The sequence below is a fragment of the Paenibacillus wuxiensis genome, assembly GCF_040195695.1.
Classification (GTDB): Bacteria; Bacillota; Bacilli; order Paenibacillales; family Paenibacillaceae; genus Paenibacillus_B; species Paenibacillus_B suaedae.
On record NZ_JBEFZI010000004.1, the window covers coordinates 525436 to 544313 of the forward strand.

General features: G+C 49.0%; 19 protein-coding genes and 1 riboswitch. Of the genes, 13 read left to right on the forward strand and 6 right to left on the reverse strand.

What is annotated here, in order from left to right; genetic code table 11:
- A complete protein-coding gene (locus ABN764_RS11370) occupies positions 1 to 1152 on the forward strand; it encodes a sulfate/molybdate ABC transporter ATP-binding protein (protein WP_446671927.1) in 1152 nt (383 codons plus the stop codon).
- A 68-nt stretch (positions 1153 to 1220) separates the two neighbouring features.
- Positions 1221 to 2288: a sulfate ABC transporter substrate-binding protein gene (locus tag ABN764_RS11375; RefSeq protein ID WP_446671982.1), complete on the forward strand. Its 1068-nt coding sequence runs from the start codon at positions 1221 to 1223 to the stop codon at positions 2286 to 2288.
- 120 nt (positions 2289 to 2408) lie between these two features.
- On the opposite strand, the gene ABN764_RS11380 is transcribed toward ABN764_RS11375, so the two are convergent.
- Complete coding sequence (locus tag ABN764_RS11380; protein WP_174808065.1) at positions 2409 to 3134, reverse strand: glycerophosphodiester phosphodiesterase; 726 nt, start codon at positions 3132 to 3134, stop codon at positions 2409 to 2411.
- Positions 3135 to 3338: 204 nt separating this feature from the next.
- Between ABN764_RS11380 and ABN764_RS11385 the strand changes: the two genes are divergently transcribed.
- Complete coding sequence (locus tag ABN764_RS11385; protein ID WP_021256362.1) at positions 3339 to 4217, forward strand: MBL fold metallo-hydrolase; 879 nt, start codon at positions 3339 to 3341, stop codon at positions 4215 to 4217.
- Positions 4218 to 4236: 19 nt separating this feature from the next.
- Here the strand turns inward: ABN764_RS11385 and ABN764_RS11390 are convergent, their stop codons facing one another.
- The gene (locus ABN764_RS11390) at positions 4237 to 4629 is read right to left on the reverse strand and encodes a carboxymuconolactone decarboxylase family protein (protein ID WP_446671983.1); all 393 of its coding nucleotides are present in this window, start codon (positions 4627 to 4629) and stop codon (positions 4237 to 4239) included.
- A gap of 146 nt (positions 4630 to 4775) precedes the next feature.
- Between ABN764_RS11390 and ABN764_RS11395 the strand changes: the two genes are divergently transcribed.
- The gene (locus tag ABN764_RS11395; RefSeq protein WP_446671928.1) at positions 4776 to 5153 is read left to right on the forward strand and encodes a MerR family transcriptional regulator; all 378 of its coding nucleotides are present in this window, start codon (positions 4776 to 4778) and stop codon (positions 5151 to 5153) included.
- A gap of 80 nt (positions 5154 to 5233) precedes the next feature.
- Here ABN764_RS11395 and ABN764_RS11400 read toward each other — a convergent pair whose 3' ends face one another.
- Both ABN764_RS11400 and ABN764_RS11405 read right to left on the reverse strand, forming a co-directional pair.
- Positions 5234 to 6043 (reverse strand): Cof-type HAD-IIB family hydrolase, encoded by an 810-nt coding sequence (locus tag ABN764_RS11400; protein ID WP_028531705.1) that lies wholly within the window; start codon positions 6041 to 6043, stop codon positions 5234 to 5236.
- A gap of 101 nt (positions 6044 to 6144) precedes the next feature.
- Positions 6145 to 7047, reverse strand: a complete 903-nt coding sequence (locus tag ABN764_RS11405) for a DMT family transporter (protein WP_174808068.1) — start codon at positions 7045 to 7047, stop codon at positions 6145 to 6147.
- Positions 7048 to 7241: 194 nt separating this feature from the next.
- Between ABN764_RS11405 and ABN764_RS11410 the strand changes: the two genes are divergently transcribed.
- From ABN764_RS11410 to ABN764_RS11420, 3 genes are all read left to right on the forward strand, one after another.
- Positions 7242 to 8051, forward strand: coding sequence for an N-acetylmannosamine-6-phosphate 2-epimerase (locus ABN764_RS11410; protein ID WP_174808069.1), 810 nt, complete (start codon positions 7242 to 7244; stop codon positions 8049 to 8051).
- Positions 8048 to 9067, forward strand: a complete 1020-nt coding sequence (locus ABN764_RS11415) for an ROK family protein (RefSeq protein WP_446671929.1) — start codon at positions 8048 to 8050, stop codon at positions 9065 to 9067. Before ABN764_RS11410 ends, ABN764_RS11415 begins: the two co-directional genes overlap by 4 nt.
- Before the next feature lie 518 nt (positions 9068 to 9585).
- A complete protein-coding gene (locus tag ABN764_RS11420; RefSeq protein WP_446671930.1) occupies positions 9586 to 10443 on the forward strand; it encodes a MurR/RpiR family transcriptional regulator in 858 nt (285 codons plus the stop codon).
- Between the two features lie 140 nt (positions 10444 to 10583).
- On the opposite strand, the gene lplA is transcribed toward ABN764_RS11420, so the two are convergent.
- Positions 10584 to 11588: a lipoate--protein ligase gene (lplA, locus tag ABN764_RS11425; RefSeq protein ID WP_072727346.1), complete on the reverse strand. Its 1005-nt coding sequence runs from the start codon at positions 11586 to 11588 to the stop codon at positions 10584 to 10586.
- Positions 11589 to 11755: 167 nt separating this feature from the next.
- On the opposite strand from lplA, the gene ABN764_RS11430 reads away from it, so the two are divergent.
- Positions 11756 to 12316: a nitroreductase family protein gene (locus ABN764_RS11430; RefSeq protein ID WP_065292366.1), complete on the forward strand. Its 561-nt coding sequence runs from the start codon at positions 11756 to 11758 to the stop codon at positions 12314 to 12316.
- 126 nt (positions 12317 to 12442) lie between these two features.
- Here ABN764_RS11430 and ABN764_RS11435 read toward each other — a convergent pair whose 3' ends face one another.
- A complete protein-coding gene (locus ABN764_RS11435; RefSeq protein WP_065292367.1) occupies positions 12443 to 12901 on the reverse strand; it encodes a phosphatase in 459 nt (152 codons plus the stop codon).
- A gap of 357 nt (positions 12902 to 13258) precedes the next feature.
- Between ABN764_RS11435 and cobD the strand changes: the two genes are divergently transcribed.
- The 5 genes from cobD to ABN764_RS11460 all read left to right on the forward strand — a co-directional run bounded on the left by cobD (position 13259) and on the right by ABN764_RS11460 (position 18876).
- Entirely contained in the window at positions 13259 to 14353 is a 1095-nt protein-coding gene (cobD, locus tag ABN764_RS11440) for a threonine-phosphate decarboxylase CobD (protein ID WP_446671931.1), read from the forward strand.
- 27 nt (positions 14354 to 14380) lie between these two features.
- The gene (locus ABN764_RS11445) at positions 14381 to 15100 is read left to right on the forward strand and encodes an adenosylcobinamide amidohydrolase (protein ID WP_446671932.1); all 720 of its coding nucleotides are present in this window, start codon (positions 14381 to 14383) and stop codon (positions 15098 to 15100) included.
- Positions 15101 to 15140: 40 nt separating this feature from the next.
- Complete coding sequence (cbiB, locus tag ABN764_RS11450) at positions 15141 to 16106, forward strand: adenosylcobinamide-phosphate synthase CbiB (protein ID WP_021256350.1); 966 nt, start codon at positions 15141 to 15143, stop codon at positions 16104 to 16106.
- A 30-nt stretch (positions 16107 to 16136) separates the two neighbouring features.
- The gene (locus ABN764_RS11455) at positions 16137 to 17018 is read left to right on the forward strand and encodes a histidine phosphatase family protein (RefSeq protein ID WP_446671933.1); all 882 of its coding nucleotides are present in this window, start codon (positions 16137 to 16139) and stop codon (positions 17016 to 17018) included.
- Between the two features lie 196 nt (positions 17019 to 17214).
- Positions 17215 to 17426, forward strand: a riboswitch (cobalamin riboswitch).
- A 448-nt stretch (positions 17427 to 17874) separates the two neighbouring features.
- Positions 17875 to 18876, forward strand: coding sequence for an ABC transporter substrate-binding protein (locus ABN764_RS11460; RefSeq protein ID WP_021256348.1), 1002 nt, complete (start codon positions 17875 to 17877; stop codon positions 18874 to 18876).
- Positions 18877 to 18878 lie beyond the last annotated feature (2 nt).

Below are 18878 nucleotides of genomic sequence, written 5' to 3' on the forward strand. Positions count from 1 at the left end.
ATGCATATTGAGGTAAATCAGCTCAACAAATGGTTCGGTTCCTATCATGCAGTGCGCGACGTCAGCTTCTCCATTGAAGCAGGTCAGCTTATCGGCTTGCTCGGGCCGAGCGGTGGCGGGAAGACTTCTGTACTGCGCATGCTAGCTGGCCTAGAGCAGCCAGACAGCGGTGAAATTCGATTCCAAGGGAATCGGGTCAATGAAATCCCGCCCCAGCAGCGCGGCATCGGCTTCGTATTCCAGCAATATGCGTTGTTCAAGCATATGACCGTCTATGACAACATTGCCTTTGGGCTGACGATTCAGAAATGGCCCAAGGATCGCATCCGTGAGCGAGTTACAGAACTGCTCGAGCTAACCGGGTTGTCTGGGATAGAGCGAAGATATCCGCACCAGCTGTCCGGAGGCCAGCGCCAGCGTGTAGCTTTCGCGCGTGCATTGGCCCCTGAGCCACAGCTGCTGCTGTTGGATGAGCCATTCGCTGCAATTGATGCCAAGATTCGCAAGGAGCTGCGAAGCTGGCTGAGGGAACTGATTGAACGGGTTGGCATTACCTCCATCTTTGTTACCCATGATCAGGATGAAGCGATTGAAGTTGCAGATGAGATCATGATTATTAATCAGGGAAGTGTGGAGCAAAAAGGGACACCGTGGGATATTTACCAATCACCGAACACTCCATTCGTGGCTGAATTTATTGGAGAATCGACGATTATTTCGGATCTGGACTCCCTGCGGGGATTCGAGACTCTCTCGTCGTCACTTCAGACGGCTATTCCTTATTCAGTTGATCCTGTAGAAGCTGTACTAGAGACGCAGGCTGTTCGGGAGACGATTCAAGAACTCGGAGATGCATTCAAGGCATTGATTCGCCCTGAATATATTGAGGTGGGCTTGCCTGGTGAATTGAAAATGGCATCTGCCTGCATACACGGCACCGTGAGGTCGCTCCAATTTCGTGGGAGTGAATGGATGGTGGCTATTGAAGTTGGCGACATGATATTGAAAACATATCGTTCATTGGAGAAGCCAATGCTGCAGGCGGGGGATTGGGTGCAGGTGCTTGTCCATCGCATCTATGTGTTCGAGGGGGGTCGGAGTTGGGTAGTGGAAAATGCGTTAAAAGAAGACCCGATGCCGGTTCATATTTGAACACGGATCGTGGTCGAGGGGTGAGGACTCCCTTGAGCCGAATTAAGACCAGAGATAGGCTTACAGCAATGATGGCGGTGATCATACTCTCACTCCTTGTGGTACTGCCGGGCTGTAGCAGTGAGTCAGCCGGTCAAGACGGAAATGGGACAGAGAGAGCCATAGCAATGAAGCAGATCTCTGCCTCTAACAAGGATACCGTGACCATCGTAATCGGTGCCTACTCAGTTGTGAAGGACGCGCTAGGGCGCATACTCCCACAATTCGCTGCCGATTGGGAGGCGAAGACGGGCAAGAAGGTTGTCTTTCAGGAGTCTTATGAAGCCTCCGGTACTCAGGCCAGAGCGATAGCCGGCGGGATGGAAGCGGATGTAGCCCTTCTCGCCATGGAAGGGGATGTAGATAAGCTCGAACGTGCGAAGCTGATTAACTCAGATTGGAAGCAACAGGATGCTTATCAGGGAATGGTTACTCGTTCTGTTGCTGTCATAGGTACACGGAAAGGCAATCCTCTCGGCATTCGGGATTGGACGGATTTGACCCGTGAAGGGGTTAATGTCTTATACCCGAACCCGAAGACATCAGGTGGAGCACAGTGGGATATTAATGCCATATACGGAGCAGGGTTGAAGATGGCAGCTGAGCAAGGGAAGGATGGGCCACCTTTTGCCAAGCAGCTGCTGATGCGCGTCCATCATAATGTACTGTCCATGGATAAGAGCGGCAGAGCGTCGATGGCGGCATTTGAGTATGGTGTTGGGGATGCAATCGTGACCTACGAAAATGAGATCCTGTCCCGCAAACGTGAAGGCGTACCTTATGAATTGGTTCTTCCTAAGCATACGATTCTAATCGAGAATCCAGTTGTTGTTGTGAGGAAATATGCGAGGAAGCACCAAGTTGAGGAAGCTGCGGAAGCGCTCGTCGCTTATTTGCGTGAGCCGAAGGCGCAGCGAATGTTCGCGGAAGCAGGCTTCCGTCCTGTGAATGAGCAGGTTGCTAAAGAGACCATCAAGGCCTATCCCGTCCCAGATGGCTTGTTTCATATCGATGATATGGGCGGATGGGATGAGGTTAGGGAGAAATTGTACAGCAATCGGGGAGTTTGGTATCAGGTGTTAGCAGGAATGGAATGAAATAATAAATGAAGCGCAGACTGCCCGATTATTCGAGAGGTCTGCGCTTATGTATGGTTTCGTAGTAAGTAAGAGTCATTTGGTTTCTTGCAGAGCAAGTGTAACTTAGATCAAGTGTAACTAAGCTTCGCGATACAATGGAATGTCCGTTGTCAGTCTGCGAACACCAATCTCAACGAGCTTATACGCATCTTCTAGGCTGCGAACGGTCCAGACACCAAGGCCTATACCGGCTGCTTGCGTCTCAGCAACGAGTTGCGGATGCTCTAGGACTGTCGCCAACTGAATAAGAAGTGTGGCGTTGCCAAGCTCGGCTACTGCCTTCAAATCGACAAGCTCGCTTGATAGGAGCGCGAGCTCAATATCGTTGTTAAGGCTGCGTAATATACGCAGATTGTCTGGGTAAAAAGAGATAAACATCGTGCGTTCTGTCATATCATATTGATTCAACAGATGAAGGATGGCGCGAAGTTCCTCTTCCGTATTATGTTCTTTCAACTCCAGCTGAAGTCCAACTTTACCCCCGCATAATTCAAGCACTTCTTCCAGCAGTGGAACACCACATCCAGCGAACTCTGGGCTGAACTTCTTGCCGGCATCTACCTGCTGAAGCTCAGCAACCGTCTTCTCCCGGATGCGTCCTGTGCCCGTTGTTGTTCGATCCAGTGTATCGTCGTGGATAACGACGGGAATGCCGTCTTTCGAATGATGTACATCGATTTCTAACGTATCAGCGCCCATTTGAATGGAACGGCGGAATGCTGCCATCGTATTCTCGGGATGCACCGCTGCATAGCCACGGTGAGCGACAATTTCAACATCATTGAACAGTGCGTTGGAACTCATGATAATCCTCCTCATTATAGCGAACATGATAGCGAATGTGATGATAACTGCGTTATCATGTATCATAGGATCCGTATGTAAGTATGTGTGCATGCGGAATTGACTCCGATTATACTTGATACATGATGGAAGAACAATGGAGATTTTATAACGGTTACGTGTTGTTCTTGTAAATATATACGCAGCTGAAGGAGAAAAATGGACATGAATTGTGAGGAAAAGAGTTGGTCAATTTCTTTTTGGGGGACAGGAGACTCCATGGGGGTTCCACGAGTATATTGTGACTGTGAGGTGTGCAGAGAGGCGCGTGAGGAAGGACAGAACCGCCGTTATCGTTCCTCTGTTGTGATTGAACGAGCTGACGAACGGCTTCTCATCGACTGCGGGCCGGATTGGACAGGTCAGATGGAACGTGCAGGCTTGTTCTGGATAGATGATATCCTCATCACCCATGCGCATCAGGATCATATCGCAGGGCTCCCCGCATATGCGGATGCATGCCGCTGGCTGGATCGACAAGGGCATGTCATTGCCCCCGCAGAGGTGAATCAATTGATTCGAACGATGTATCCATGGCTTGAGCGGTTCATCCAATTCGAAGATATCGAGCAGACATGGCAGTGGCGGGACTGGTCCATTCAACCGATCCGGGTCAATCATGGCAAGAATGGCTATTCCTACGCGTATCGATTTGATCGGCTTCAAGCCGTCTCGGGAACGGAGGAACCGTATTCGGAAGCGAGGAGGCAGGAATTAGAAGGGAATGAAGACTCCGCGAATGCGGAATCAGCTGCGTTGAATAGTTGGTTATATGCTTCGGATGCAATTGGGCTAGGCGCTCAGGAACGTCAATTTTTCCGCGATCTCGATCTTCTTATATTGGGAACGAATTTTTATCACGAACAGGCAGCCTATGAGACCCGTTCTGTATACGACATGGTCGAGGCTGTGGAATTGCTTCAGGATATCTGCCCGAAGCGGACCATATTTACGCATATGTCCCACGACATTGATTTCCGTACAAGCTATGAGCTGCCTGCGAATGTGGCGTTGGCTCGGACAGGAATGCGAGTGGAAGGGTAACCGAGGTTACCCTTTTGTGCTAGAGAGGTACGACGCTCATCTGCTGATCTTCAAATATCCGCTTGGCTGTAAATATGGCATTGAGGACGCGGGGGAATCCGGTATATGGAACACAATGAATCATCGCTTCAATGATTTCGTTAGGGGTTAGACCGACATGAAGTGCTGCTCGAATATGGACATGTAACTGCGGCTCGCATCCGCCTTGAGTAGTAAGGGATGCAAGTGTGATGAGCTGACGCTGCTTCAAATCTAGCCCCCCACGAGAATAAATGTCTCCAAATGCAAATTCAATAATATATTGACCAAGCTCAGGGGCAATCCCGCTCAAGGATTCAATCACATGCTCGCCTGCCTCGCCATCTACTTCCTTCAACCTGTCCCAGCCTCGTTGATAACGCTCAGTTACCACTTTCTCTACATTTTTCAAGGGAAGTCCTCCTTTAGGATGATTCAAGCGTGTTGGAATGTACGACATGAATGACATGCTACACATTAGAGTGCGCTCTATAGCAAGCCTTTTTTTCGGTGTTGGGTGGCGTGATATAATGTTCCATTATGAAAACCTATTTTACGATCCAACAAATTGCGGATAAGACAGGACTGTCCGTACATACGTTGCGCTACTACGAAAAGATTGAGTTGCTGACAGAAGTGCAGCGCGATGCAAATGGCTACCGGCAGTATACGGAAACGGACATAGCGTGGATTCATTTCCTGCTCCGATTGCGTGCGACAGGCATGCCAATCAGGGAGATGCAGCAGTTTTCTCATTTGCGAAGCAGAGGGGATTCCACGATACGTGCACGACGTGCGTTATTGGAGGAACATCAAGAGCAGGTTATGGCACAAGTTAAGGGGTTGCATGAGCATCTACTGAAGATTGAATCCAAAATTGAGCACTATAAACGACTAGAGGAGAACCCAGTGGAGTAATACCTGTGCGGTTGATTAAAAAAGCACCGCTTTCCCAGACGGTTTTGTCTGGTCGAAAGCGGTGCTTCGTTTAGGTGTGATTAGTTCGCGCTGTCACGATTCAGGATGAACTTCTCTATGACATGACGTACTCCTTCATCATTGTTGCTCTCTGTTACATAATCGGCAATCGTCTTAAGTGAATCAACGGCATTGCCCATCGCAACACCGAGTCCAGCCGTCTCGATCAGATCATGGTCATTCCATGAATCTCCGATACCGATCGTCTCTTCCAAGCTGCAGCCGAAGTGTTCCGCCAAATGGCGCAATGCGCTTCCCTTCGTGCCCTCATAATGAGTAACCTCTAAGAAATGAGGCTTCGACTTTGTAATATGAACCTCTGATCCCAGCAATTCCTTCAGTTCTTCTGCGACACGATCCAGTCGATCCGGTTCGTCGATCATGAGCATCTTCGTGGAAGGGGAAGCGAGCAGACGATCAAAGTCAGGTTCTATGAAATAAGGAATGCGGCTCAAGTTCGCGTAGTCAATCAGCTTTTGATTTTCTTCGCGAGCGTACAGCTTGTCATCAATGTACAACTGCAGATGGATATTGTGCTCGTCACAGTAGCGAAGCAGCTTAAGCGCAGCATCGCGCGGCACTGCACGCTCGTAGAGTACTTCACCGTCCATTACGTTCTTCACCAGAGAGCCTTGATACGTAATGAGAGGCACATTTAGACCTGTCTGCAAGGCAATGTTATGAGCAGAAGCATACATGCGTCCTGTTGCAAGTGTAACGGTAACGCCTTGTTGAACGGCGAGCTCCAATGCACGCTTCGTGCCGGGAGTTACCTGCTTGTCATCATTAATTAACGTGTCGTCTACATCAATTGCGATAAGTTTATACATGGGTTATGAGTTTCTCTCCTATCTATGCAGCACATATTCATGTACTGGTAATAGGGGCTCGTCACATTTTTATCCACGAACACCCGTATTTCTCTCTACTTCTATTGTACAGCATGTCCGCTCCATTTCAATTCAGCAACGATCATTCCAATAAAAATAAGCCCACATCCCGCTAGCGCCCATCCTCCCAGCGCTTCTCCGGCAAAGGTTACGCCCGTAATGGCGGCAAATACCGGTTCCATCGCAAATAAAATCGCAACGCGTGTCGCGGAGGTATATTTCTGACACCAAGTCTGCGCCCAGAAGGCAAACGCGGTCGAGAGCCCAATGGATATAGCAAGTGCGAACAGCACCTTCGGTTCCGATAAGGCTTGCCCGAGCAATCTCATTGTTAGCTGCGGTTCGAAGATGGCCGAACTAATACCAGATAGAATGCCGACAGTCATAAGCTGTACGGTAACAAGCGGCAGTGTATCGTGCTGCGATGCGAAACGGCCTGTCAGGGCGATATGCATGGCGAAGCCGACAGCGCAGAGCAGCACGAGTCCGTCTCCCTTATTCCACTCAGCCGTTCCACCGTTGAAGGCGAGCAAATACAGCCCGCAGAGAGCAAGCAGTGCGGAGATCCAAGTTGGGAGCGTCAGCCGCTGCTTCGACAGCCATAAGGTAATGAAAGGAACCAGCACAACCGATAGACCCGTTAGAAATCCGGTGTTGGTTGTCGTTGTGTATAACAGTCCAATGGTCTGAAACGCATATGCGGAAAATAACCATAAGCCAAGTATCCCGCCGTGAAGAAGCAGTCGCTTGTTCAGGAAGATAGTCAAGGTTCGTCTTGTAAGAAGCAGAACGACTGCAAACAGCAGTCCAGCGCATGCAAAGCGAATTGCATTAAAGGCAAGAGGGGGCAAAGTATGGACAGCATGCTGAACAACAAGAAACGTACTGCCCCAAATCAATGCAACGAGCAAGAGACATACATCGGCCAACCATGTGCGTTTCATGATGAGTAAAATAGACTCCCTTCCCACTTTCAAATATTTTACTCTTATCATGTAAGAAAGAGCGCATGCTGTAAAGCACAGTTTTCGATGATCTATCCTTTACATCCTTCATTTTCCATGCTAAATTGGAGTAAGAATCCGAAAAGCGGTCGAAATATTGGATGATTATTTCTAACCTATGGGAGTTGGAAACGATGAAGGTAGAGGAAACGAACAAAAGAGCAGAGAAGCTTGCTGAACAACTACAAGGAAATTTGATTGTATCGTGTCAGGCGTATCCAGGGGAAGCGTTGTATGGAAGCGATATGATGGTGCGCATGGCCTTAGCAGCCGTGAATGGCGGTGCTGCCGGAATTCGCAGCAATTCGCCGCAAGATGTTGCAGCGATTAAGGAAGCGATTCGCATTCCGGTTATCGGAATATGGAAGAAGGAATATCCGGGTTCTAACGTATATATAACTCCGACTCTTGCGGATGTTGAAGTGATGATTGCTGCCGGCGCTGACATGGTCGCGCTTGATGCCACGATGCAGCCGCGTCCATCGGGTGAAACGCTTGAATACATTGTAAACGTTATCAAAACAAAATATGACATCCCCTTGATGGCGGATATTTCAACTTATGAGGAAGGGATTCGCGCGGCGGAGTTGGGTTTTGATTTTATTTCTACGACATTATCAGGTTATACGCCCTATAGCGTGCAGCAGAAGGAGCCGGATATGGAGCTGATCAAGCGGCTGGCCGCAGCAGTGTCAACGCCGATCATCGCGGAAGGACGCATCCATACACCGGAGCAGGCGGAGGAAGCCTTGAGAAATGGCGCATTCTCCGTTGTAGTGGGCACGGCCATTACACGTCCGCATACGCTTACCAGTTCATTTGTTTCCAAGATAAAAGGGGGGCAAGTCCCCGTCCAAGCGGCGATGTCGGGCTCGGTCATTCCTGTGATTGCTCAGAACCAGGATGGGAATGAACCTGCCAGCAAGGGAGAGGCGTTATCATGACAGACGCAGTGAACAGTCATGAATCTGTCGTCATCGCTATTGATATTGGTGGAACGAATATAAAGAGCGGCATTGTAGATAAACAGGGAAATGTACTTCATTCCCGTACCATTCCTACAGAGGCTATGCTTGGACGAGACGAACTGCTGAACAAGCTGAAGCAGCTTATTCATTATTATCGGAGTGAGGCGGCACAGAACCAGTGGGCAGTAGAAGGCATTGGTATAGGTTCCGCAGGCTATATTCATCGCGATGGGCATGTGGCTTATGCGACGGATAATTTGCCGGGTTGGAGCGGGACTCCTGTTCAAGAATTGCTTCATGAAGCGACGGGTGTGCCGGTTCGCGTCATTAACGATGTGCATGCAATCGCCCTCGGGGAGAGCTGGAAGGGCGCAGGCAGAGGCATGGATCAATTCGTCTGCGTCGCGCTCGGTACAGGAATTGGAGGTGCGATTATTGAAGAGGGTGCACTCTATGGCGGGGCTGATGGCCATGCGGGTGGATTCGGGCACTTCATCGTGCAGATGGATGGCGAGCCTTGTACTTGTGGATTGATCGGTTGTTGGGAGCAGTATGCTTCTGTAAATGCCTTGAAGCGGATGATGAGAGAGAAGATTACTTCTCTTGAAGGCAGTTCTTCTGCGTCATCAATATTGCCTCAATGTGAGGAGAAGCCAGAGGCTTGGTTCGCAGCGGCACGTAGTGGCAATCTGGCAGCAAATGAGGTCATTACCCAATATATTCGAAACATCGCAGTTGGGCTTGTGACGCTGCAGCATGTGCTCAATAGTCGTCGATTTGTATTAGGTGGAGCTGTTATCGGACAAGGGGCATGGCTGCTTGAGGCAATTAAGGAAGAGATGCGCAAGATGTGCATGCCTGCATATTGGGGAGATGGTGTGGAACTCCATGCTGCTGAAATGGGAGAGCATGCTGGGGTAGTCGGAGCTGCCAACTGTATTTGGACGGAGCTTCATTCGACCCAACCTTCCGACCATTTATCTGTAATCTAGTCTACTTATAATTTGCATAATAAATCGATCGTAATAAGCGGCAATAGCAGGACGTGAACTGTCTGTTTGCCGCTTTTTTATCGTGTTCTTTTCGATGAATCGAAGCAGTTCACGTCGGGGACTGTATGGTATAGTGCCCCTGTTTGAGCTATCTCTAAGTAAGAGCGCTTTCATTATTTTGTTATCAACATGTTGATTTTTTAATCGTTCCATTAGATGATAAGGCTAGTTCGAATTTCCTTGTGAATGGGTTGTGCATGAAGACTTTGGTGTAAGCACCGACCACTGACGTCGTGGATGGCTGTTAATCGGATGGTGAATGAGGCATGTTGAATCTTGCCTAGTACGATCAATACATCGATTAAACCGATGAACTATGAGTGAGGGAAGTCCGAACACTAGGATTGTGTCAGTAGTTGTGAGCTGGCATGGAAATAAACAAATCCGGCACAAGATACGCTATAGAGTGCCGCATCATACGGATTGAAATACATAAAGAAGTTAGGGGGAATCATGAGATGGTCGCAGGTGAACATACCAATACACTGCTGCTGATTAGAAGTCTCTATCCGTCACTGACGAAGACGGAGAAGAAAATAGCAGACTATGTATTGAAAAATGCCGAATCGGTGCTATATGCGACAGTTACGGATTTAGCGGAGCGAGCAAGTGCGGGCGAGACTTCTGTTCTGCGTTTTTGTCGTAATCTGGGCTTTAAGAGCTACCAAGATTTCAAGCTATCCTTGGCTAAAGATCTGGTATCGCCACTGAAACATGAAGATAGTGAGATTGTTGAGAGTGATGACTTGGCGGTTGTAGCGAAGAAAATGACACTGGAGAATGTTGCCTCGCTTGAGCATACGCTGTCCTTGCTGAATATGGAGGAACTGAATAAGGCGGTCGAAGCCATCGTGAAGGCGAAGCGACTGTTCTTCATGGGGGTAGGCTCGTCCGCTATGACAGCGATGGATGCACAGTATCGCTTTATGCGGCTTGGCTACACTGGGGAAGCGATAACAGATCCGCACGTGATGGCGATGAATGCGGTACTTATGACTGAACAAGATGTCGTATTCGGCATATCAACATCAGGCAGTACGAAGGATTTGGTGGACACGATTCGATTGGCGAAGGAGAATGGCGTATTTTTCATTTGCTTGACGAGTCATGCGAAGTCCCCTATTACGAAATATGCAGACTCCATTCTGCTGATCAAATCCAAGGAGACACCTCTTGAGGGTGGGGCCTTTTCATCGAAAATTGCACAAATCCATGTCCTCGATATTCTGTCGACGGCTGTTGCCTTACAAGATAAGGAGAAGGCATACAAGGCAATTCAACAAACGGCCAAGTCCGTATTGGACAAGCTATACTAAGCTTATGAGCTTCAGTGCTTAATGACTATGATAAGACAGACAAGTAGTCTGAATGGGATCGGGCGACGCCCGGTATATTTCGCGTTACATAACGAAGAGGCGTTCTCATCAAGAGAGGACGCCTCTATCTGCTTCACGGACTATTCCTGCAGCATAAGCAGCCCGACAAAGTCATCCTTGCTAATGTTGCCGAGGTAATGATTAATGTCCATATCTCCAATTGCCTCGGAGACGGCTTGTTCCTCATAGCGAACTCCTTGGAGCCGTTCCTCAATATCACTTACCTCGCCGATTCCGAAGAAGTCCCCGTATATCTTCATTGATTGAATCACACCATCCGCTACATCCAATCGTACATCGACGATTCCGGCAGGAAATTTCTTCGTATGCTCCACATTGAACTTCGGAGAGTGGCCATAGTTCCAATCCCAGTTCTGGTAGCGTTCCTCGGAGATTCGATGAATAATCTCCCAATCCTGCTCAGTCAACACATACTGCGGAACTTGATTCGCTTCGATACCGAAGATGTGGTGCAGAATCGAAGCCTTGAATTCTTCAATGGTCATTGGCTCCTTCAAGTACTCCGCTATATTGGCAACACGGGAGCGCACAGATTTCGTGCCCTTGGATTCGATTTTGATTTGGCGCACTTTAAGTGCAGATGCGACATGTTCCATTTCCGAATTGAACAGCAGCGTTCCATGGCTGAACATGCGGCCACGGGTAGCGAACTGGGCATTTCCTGAAATTTTGCGTTCCCCAACTTGGATATCATTGCGTCCAGTTAGCTCGGCATTTACGCCGAGAGCGTGCAAGGTGTCGATAACAGGCTGGGTGAATTTGCGGAAGTTATGGAAGGACTCACCGTCATCCTTAGTAATGAAGCTGAAGTTCAGGTTGCCTGTATCATGATATACAGCTCCACCGCCAGAGAGGCGACGCACAACATGAATGTTGTTATCTTTCACGTACTCGGCATTGATTTCTTCGATTGTATTTTGGTTTCTACCTATAATGATCGATGGCTCGTTGATATAGAATAGAAGATAGCTGTCTTCCTCAAGCGGCAAATGCTTCAATACGAATTCCTCGATTGCAAGATTGATCCGCGGGTCTGTTATGCCTTGATTATCAATAAACTTCATAGCTCGTCCGTCTCCTTCATGTAGAAGCTGTTGGTGCATATAGTTCTATTGTATACGATTTGCAAGAGAATACAAAACAGATTTGATATTGATAATCGTTATCATAGATGATATGATGTGAAGTAACAAAGACGGTTACAATGCAACCTATTGAGGGGGACTTCAGAATGTCAATTGCTTCAATTATTCGGGAACGTAGAAGTATACATGAATTCAACGACAAGCCTGTTGATCGCAGCCTGGTGCTGCAGCTGTTGAATGACGCAGTATGGGCACCGAACCACGGACTGCGTGAGCCTTGGCGCTTCATATATGCGGAAGGAGAAGGAAAGGCGCGTATTATGAACGGACTTCTTACCATTCTAGATAAGACTAAGCTAAGAGATGCAACGCCAGAGCAACGCCAGAAGTTCGAGGAGCATTTGATGCATGTCCCTGCTTATTTGCATGTGGTTATGCCTGAAGACCCTCGTCCGAATATTTGGCAAGAGGATTTGGAAGCGGTGAGCGCTCTGATTCAGAACTTCCAGCTGCTTGGATGGGAACATGGTCTTGGCATGCTGTGGCATACAGGCGACTATATCTACAACAAGCAATATCGTGAGATGGTTGGCGTACAACCAGGCGAGAAGCTTGTCGGGGTAATCCGCATCGGCTACTTTGACGATGCGCCGAAGGCTCGCCCGCGTACGAGTGCGGAGCAACTCTTCACTGTAATCGATCAATAAAGGAGGATGGCCAGTGCAACTGGCTCTGTCCTAACAATAAGGAGTGCCTCGCAGCGTATGCTGATCGGGCACTCCTTATCTTTTGTATCACGGATAGTAATATTCACGAAGTAAACGGTTACATGATCAAGGATGATCTAATGGATCCGCCTTGATAAAACGATGGTACAGCATTAATTCCAAGGAGTGCTTGATCACCCACGCAGCCAGCAGCACACAGACAAGCAAATGAGCGCATACGAGCGGAGACAGCAATAGGGTGCGTGTATCCGATACATATATTAAATAGGCCGCACAGCAAGCTACAGCAAGGACGAGAAAGAGTAGGCTGAACTGATTGGCCTGCATGGATACCGAACGAGCAAGCTCCTTGTCCTCGGCCTCATCCTTGGACATAAAATTGATAAAGTGCATAACGACTTGAACGACGACGGCAATTCCGAACACGTTCCGGGCAAGGGCCATCATTTCCGTGCTGTATAATCCAATGTCTCCCTTGAGTCGAAATAGAATTGCAGCGTAATAGATGGTGACAATGATGGCGGCGCCGAGAGTAGCCCATGATGTCTTGTGATGCACCGACATAATCATCCCTCCTCATCCATGACATATCACACCTGTTAAGATGTGTGGTGCAACAAGATTATACAGCAATTAACAGAAGTGTTACAGTGTGCGATTGACCAATGTTTTTTGGCATTTCGTAATAAAACCTTTGCAATTCCACTATAATTGCTTGCGAATCGCACCGCAACGCCCGTAGTGAACGGAGGAACTGCACATATTTACAGGAAAATTCGTTTGACGAACATTGCTCTGTTACGCATAATGGACGAGTAGAAACGATTCCATATTGGAGAGCTCCGTTCGTGGAGCTAGCAGTACATAGATATTTTCAACCTTTGGACAAATCCAATTGACATCATTGGGAGGCAGACAGCAATGGGCACAATTGAACGATTCGGGCATGGTGGGGATGTGTGGACGGCTGCGGACGCGTTCGGCGTCGATCGTAAGGCACTGCTGGACTTCAGTGCGAATATTAATCCGCTTGGTCCGCCTTCGGCTGTTATAGATTGTCTGAGGCGCGAGATGATGCCGTCAATCGTTCATTATCCGGATCCTGGACATCGGCAGATGAAGAAGCTCTTAGCTGCGAAGTTAGGGGTCGACGAGGCACTGATTAGCATTGGCAACGGGGCTGCAGAATGCATGGCGCTGTTGTTGCTGGCGATTCGGCCTAAACGGGTTGGCGTTATTGCCCCTTGTTTCTCTGAATATGAGACGCTGTCGCGCAAGTTCGGAGCAGAAGTGATGCATAGGGTTGGCAGTGAGGATAACGACTTCCGTGCTACCGAGTCTCAGCTGACAGAGCTTATTGAGCAGGCGGATGTCGTATTTATCGGCCACCCGAACAACCCGAATGGTGCATTATATGATCATATGCTGCTAGGAAGACTTGCAGCCTTAGCAGAAGCTGCTTCTACGATTCTCGTAATCGATGAAGCTTTTATTGACTTTGCGAATGAAGAGGAGCATTCCTTGATTCCATTTGTTCATCGATGCCCGAATCTTATTGTACTTCGTTCACTTACGAAGTTCTATGCGATTCCTGGATTACGTCTCGGGTACGCAATTGCTCAGCCGCAGCATATTGCGGCGATGTCGGCTATGCAGGTGGCATGGAGTGTCAATGGCTTGGCACTAGCGGCAGGAGAAGCCCTTCTGACGGACGAGCAGGCGGATCAATACGCGGCTTCAACACGAGCTCTCATCGATGAAGAACGGGCTGCTCTGCGTCAGCAGCTGCATATGTTAGGCATTCGAACATGGCCAAGCGTAGCGAATTTCCTATTATGCAGAGCTCCAGAAGGGTGGACGGCGAAGTCGCTTCAGGCCGAATTATGCCGATCTGGCATTCTCATTCGCAATTGCGATATGTATGTTGGACTGACGGAAAGAGACTTCCGATTGGCAGTCAAGGATCGCGCTGCGAATGCAATTGTAGCGTCAGCCCTTGCAGCTGTGTTACAGTAGACAAACACAGAATGAAGGAGAAGTGGGATGCAGCCATATCGAGAGGGCAACTGTACCTTTACATCTGGACATATTGCAGGAGTAGATATTCGCTGGGAGAATGCTCTTATCGCTGTTGAGCTGCCACAGGCAGCGCCGATATGGAGCAGTGCTGTATATCATGGGGGGCAATGGACGGGCAATCGCATCTTGAATCAGATGGTTCATTATCAGTTCAATTGTGCAGATCCGATAGAGTATCTTCGTCTGACGTGTGTAGAGAAGGGGTACGCTCCGGAGCAGACAGTTGGGCTTATGACCGCTGCTAAGGTGAGCCATGCATCTGTTGCTGAGCAGGATGCGGATGAATGTTCGCTTCTGTGCGTAACGACTGCCGGAACGTCTAATGCGGCTCGTGCTGGGATGCCGCGGCGCGTATTCTCAGCTTATGAACCATTGAAGCCAGGGACGATTAATTCCATTCTTATTATGGATGGCAAATTGTCTGATGCCGCGGTATGGAATGTGTTCATGACGGCAACGGAGGCCAAATGTGCGGCTCTGTCTGATCTGGGCATCTTAGATTCAGAGACGGGGCGCATTGCCACGGGGACGACGACAGATGCAATTGTATTTGCCGTGATAGATACTGGTCGATATGAACCTGTGCATTGCTATGCAGGGACAGCGACCACATTGGGTCATGCGGTCGGACAACTCGTGTACACTACCGTATATGAGTCCGTCAAGACTCAGCATGAAGCATGACCGCTAACAGAGAAGAACAACCTACTAGGGTGGTAGACATATGACAGCAGCGCTCATCATAATAGCAGCATACATATGGGATCGGATTGTAGGCGATCCTCGGGCTATCCCGCATCCAGTCGTTGGGATTGGCAAAGGAATAAGCAGAGTAGAACGTGTTATACGCAGGATAAGTCCTTCCGAGCAGGCGCTCAAGCCGCTAGGCATCCTGCTGCCGATTATCGTGGTAGGAGGGGCGTATGCGTCGACTTGGCTTATATTAACAGGACTATATCATGTTCATGAATATGTAGGATGGATTGCCGAGGCATTGCTCATTGGAACGACAATTGCGGCAAAAGGACTGAAGGATGCAGGGATGGCTGTGTATCGGAGGCTGAAGGAGCAGGACTTAGAGGGTGCAAGGCGAGAAGTCGGCATGATTGTCGGCCGCGATACAGAGCAATTGGATGAACCGGAAGTCGTGCGCGCTACCGTCGAGACGGTAGCGGAGAACATAGTTGATGCGGTCATTTCGCCGCTATTCTTCGCACTTATCGGAGGCGCTCCGCTGGCTATGGCATATCGTGCGGTGAATACGCTCGATTCTATGGTCGGCTATAAAAATGAGAAATATCAGAATTTGGGCTGGGCATCTGCCCGCCTCGATGATATCGCCAACTGGATACCAGCACGGATCACTGCTGTGCTCATCACGCTGAGCGCTTGGATTCATCGGTATGATGCACGCAGGGCTTGGTCAATGGCGCTTCGAGATGCAAGCAAGCATCCAAGCCCGAATAGCGGGTGGGCTGAGGCAGCAGCAGCAGGTGCGCTTGGCATCAGGCTTGGTGGTTATAATGTGTATAAAGGAATACGTTCGTTCCGCGCTTATATGGGGGATATGAAGCAGCCTCTGCAAGCAGAGCATGTGCCTGCGGTATGCAGGCTGCTCGTAAGCAGCTCGACAGTCTTTGTTATTCTGGCAGGCCTGCTCCTATATGTGCGCGGAGGATGGCTTCTGTAGACGAATGGCGGATGAAGGAGTACAAATGGGATGACACGGACAACTAAATGGAATGCTCCCGTTATTCATCGGAACCGGCGTCGTTCAGGAGCATTGAAAAACAACAGGAAACGATTGGTAATGACAAGACATATGTTACGAAAAAAGAGTCAAGCAAGCGGCAAAATTGTGCGCTTCGCACTTGTTCGTCATGGCTTGACGCAAGAGAATACGGAGCGGCGATATATTAGCTATTCGGATGTACCGCTATTGCCTGATTCAACAGAAGAGCTCCGAGCTCTTCGCCGAACATTGGCGCATCCATCACCGCTGCTATACACGAGCGATATGCGCCGCTGTCGCGACACGCTCGCCTATTTGCGTCCGCGTGACAGCATCCAAGCTGTGGAGGACACAAGGCTGCGAGAATATGACTTTGGTATGTGGGAAGGGTTAACCTACAATGACTTGAAGGAAGATCCACAGTATCGAAGATGGCTTGACGATTCATCAGCCATCCAGCCGCCGCGCGGGGAACCGTGGCAGACCTTCTGTACGCGAACGGCGCATGTATGGTGGGAAGTGCTGCGCAATGCGCGAGATTCCTTCATCAGCAGCGGTAATCACATGGAACGGCAAGAGGGTGCTATCCGTCGTCGACCGTACCATTCTTCGCCGCTACCACGTGGACGTGTGCTGCGCAGCAAGACAAGCCGGATGCAGAGACAGTCATATGGAAGCGGGCTTAGTCCGCGGCCAGATGTTGTCATCGTCACACACGGTGGTGTCGTTCGTCGCTTATACACGCTGGCTTTCCCAAGGAAGTCATTCTGGGAAGCCGCTGCGCCAATCGGTGGCGGTGTTATGATTACGGCGAAGCGATGTGCCCGCAAATGGAAATTCTTGCGAGCAGAACGGCTTCCCAGCAGATGATGACGTTTGTGTGTCAAAGCAGGTTCATTGGATACGCGCAATGATGTAATCTATTGCAACGCAGCGGCTTTTCCCCTATAATCAATTATCGAGTTTAGCACTTGGATGACGAAATGTATTCCATATTGAATAATCGTGATACTTCAGGTCCTTGGGTATGTATGCGGTACGGATCCATACGCGTTGTTCGGTAAGAGACACCGTTGTATTGTATGGCCGATGCATATTCGAGGTTAATAGGGAAGCCGGTGTGAACCCGGCGCGGTCCCGCCACTGTGAATGGAGTGTTGCGCTCATGATGCCACTGTCGGATTCATTAGTGTGTGCTGTATGTACCGCTATGGATGGGAAGGCGAGCTGCAACGTATTCTCCTAAGTCAGGAAACCTGCCTGAAGATGGACGAGCTGTATCCTTCGCGGAGAGGATCACGTCATTGGCGTAATGCATCAGGCAACATGGCAGCGCAGCTGCTTGCTTCCTGCTTCTAGGTGTCTGTTGAATATTGCGATAGATGACTTTGTGTTCCCCCGGATCGAAGGATCGGGGGTTTTTGCTGTTTTGGAAATGATTTCACATCCCATCAAGCACTTCGTTTGTACAAGGTAAACTGCAGTTCAATGCAATTGCACAGCACGAATGTATATCACAAATTCAGTCACAGTAGGATTTACAGCTCAGGTATATGCAAGTGCTCATTGACAACTGATACCGAATGGGGATGTACATACATTCTTACGGCAAATGCAGCTTGCAGTGCATTATCGTTCGCATGGCGAAGGATGGAACCGCTTTACACCTGCACGGGTAGTACATGGTTAGAGACTAGGAAGAATGACGCGAGGGAGAGATTCTGACATGAACAAATGGCTGAACAAATCGGTAGCGGCGCTATTGGCGCTTATGCTTACAGTAGGACTGGCGGCTTGCGGCAATAAAGATGCGGCTAAGCCTGCTGAGAATAATACTGCACAGCAAGAGTCCAATGGCAATGGGGCTACAGAACAACCGAAGCAGGATGATCTAAAAACGACGTATCCACTGACTGTTAAGGATGCGACGGGTGAGGAGTTCACATTCGATAAAGCGCCAGAACGTATTATATCCGTGTCCCCAGCTGAGACAGAGTCCTTGTTCGCGCTTGGATTGGATGCACAAATCGTTGGGGTGTCTGATTTTGACGACTATCCAGAGGCAGCGAAGTCCAAAGAGAAAATGGGCGGCATTACGAAGCCGAATGAAGAGGCAATCATTAAAGCTAAGCCGGACATCGTATTCACAGGTATCTCCATGAAGGAGCCCGTCGTGAAGAAGTTCCGTGAACTGGGCATTAAAATATTCAAGGTTGAGCCAAAAACGTACGATGATGTGATTAAGAACATTGAATTGTATGGTCAAATTACGGATCAGCAAGCTAAGGCGAAGACGATTGTTGACAACATGAAACAAGTGCGTGAAGATGTGAAGTCGGCCGTTCAAAGTGCGGAGAAGAAAAAGGTGTATATTGAATTCTCCCCAGGCTGGACAGTAGGCAGCGGCGAGTTCATGAACGAACTGATTGAAGTGGCAGGCGGCACGAACGTTGCGGCTGATTCAGCTGGCTGGATTCAAATTAACGAAGAGAATATTATTAAATCCAATCCAGATGTAATCATGTTCACGCAAGGTGTAGTGGACAAAGAGACGAACAAATCCTTGGAAGAAATTATTCGTGGACGCAGCGGTTGGAACAACATTAATGCAATTAAGAACAATCAAGTAATCGGTGTGGATCAGAACCTGATCAGCCGTCCGGGACCTCGTGTAGCTGAAGGATTGAAGGCAGTCGCGAAGGCGATTCATCCGGACTTGGTAAAATAATC